Below are 1,253 nucleotides of genomic sequence, written 5' to 3' on the forward strand. Positions count from 1 at the left end.
CAGAAAACGTCGTAGACAAGCAGGGCCAGGGTGTCCGGAGCTCTGCGACGGCGCGCCCTGGACCCCAACAGCCGGCCGCGAAGCGGACGCCCATTCACTGGTTGAAGCGCAGCGGAAAGCAGGGCGAGCCCTGCGAGCCTGCCTTTGCCCTGGTCCGACGGATCCCGCACAAGGCCGGCCCCACACAAGTCTTGCCGCCGGCACCAGGTAACCCGCCCGGATCCAACGGCGGGAACGGCGGTCCGCCGCCGGCAACCATCCACCCGAGCCGGCCACCGCGGCGTACCGCCCGCCCAATTCCAGGTTCCATTGGTCGGGAATGCAGGGTACTCACTTACTCATTTGAGTATTTGAGTAAGTGAGTACCCCGTTTGTCAGTTCATCGTGGCGCGGTGTTCCGCGGCGAAGAGGACGGCCACGATCTCGTTGTGCCAGTCCAGCGCGGCGTATTGCCGGGTTGTCTCCAGCAGTGCGGGGTTCACGCGGGCGTCGCTGGTCACGACGTCGGCCATACCCCTGATGTGCGCGGCGAGGTCTTGGGCGGCTTCGGGGCTGTAGGTCACCGGGGACTTCGCAACGAGGTCGGCCAGGGTTTCGAGGAAAACGACGGTCTGGGCGGTGGTTTCAGCGGTTCGGTTTGTCTCGGTCATCGTTTTTGGTCCTTAGCTGTGGGTCGGTGGGGGTGGGGCCTTGGCGGGCGGAGGCTGTCCGCCCGGCAAGGCCGTTCGGCTGAGGGTTAGGCAGCTTCGTGGTACATGGAGGGAATCCGGTAGCGGCTGGGCAGTTCGGCGGCGGCTTCGGGCAGGTCTGCCGGTCCTTGGGCCTGTCCGTTCTTCCAGTGGTAGAACGCTTGTTCGCTGATCGCTTCCCAGAACCGGGCCTTGGTCCGGTAGAACGTGCATGTCACGTCGCCCTCGCAGTACGTGGCCATGCCGAACAGGTTGCCGATGCCGTCCGCGGTGCGGATCCCGGCGACCATGACATAGGGCCACTGGCCCAGGTCCCAGCCGTCGCTTCCCCAGCTGGGAATCACGCCCCAGCCGTGTTCGCCGATGAGTTCCATCCAGTCGTAGCCGCCGTTCATGTGGTAATCGCCCAGCACGGTAACCCCGTCGATCGTTTCGCCGGTGTCCACGGTGGTCACCGTCTTGATGGTGATTGCGTTCATGGTGTTGCTCCTTCTTGCCGAGAAGTTGGGGTGAGTGGGGCGGATCAGGTGACCGGCCAGCGTCCCCTCTCCCCCGTTGTTTTTT

General features: G+C 64.8%; 2 protein-coding genes. Both read right to left on the bottom strand.

Annotation, left to right across the window (positions count from 1 at the left end; genetic code table 11):
- Positions 1-374 precede the first annotated feature (374 nt).
- Positions 375-650: a hypothetical protein gene (locus ACIP90_RS21325; protein WP_400581762.1), complete on the bottom strand. Its 276-nt coding sequence runs from the start codon at positions 648-650 to the stop codon at positions 375-377.
- An 86-nt stretch (positions 651-736) separates the two neighbouring features.
- Positions 737-1,168, bottom strand: a complete 432-nt coding sequence (locus tag ACIP90_RS21330) for a hypothetical protein (protein ID WP_400581764.1) — start codon at positions 1,166-1,168, stop codon at positions 737-739.
- Between the last annotated feature and the right edge of the window lie 85 nt (positions 1,169-1,253).

The organism is Arthrobacter sp. NPDC093139 (assembly GCF_044754165.1).
Classification (GTDB): domain Bacteria; phylum Actinomycetota; class Actinomycetes; order Actinomycetales; family Micrococcaceae; genus Arthrobacter.

Coding starts and splice junctions, on each gene's coding strand:
- ACIP90_RS21325 (WP_400581762.1), bottom strand. CDS start 650: ATGACCGAGACAAACCGAACCGCTGAAACCACCGCCCAGACCGTCGTT.
- ACIP90_RS21330 (WP_400581764.1), bottom strand. CDS start 1,168: ATGAACGCAATCACCATCAAGACGGTGACCACCGTGGACACCGGCGAA.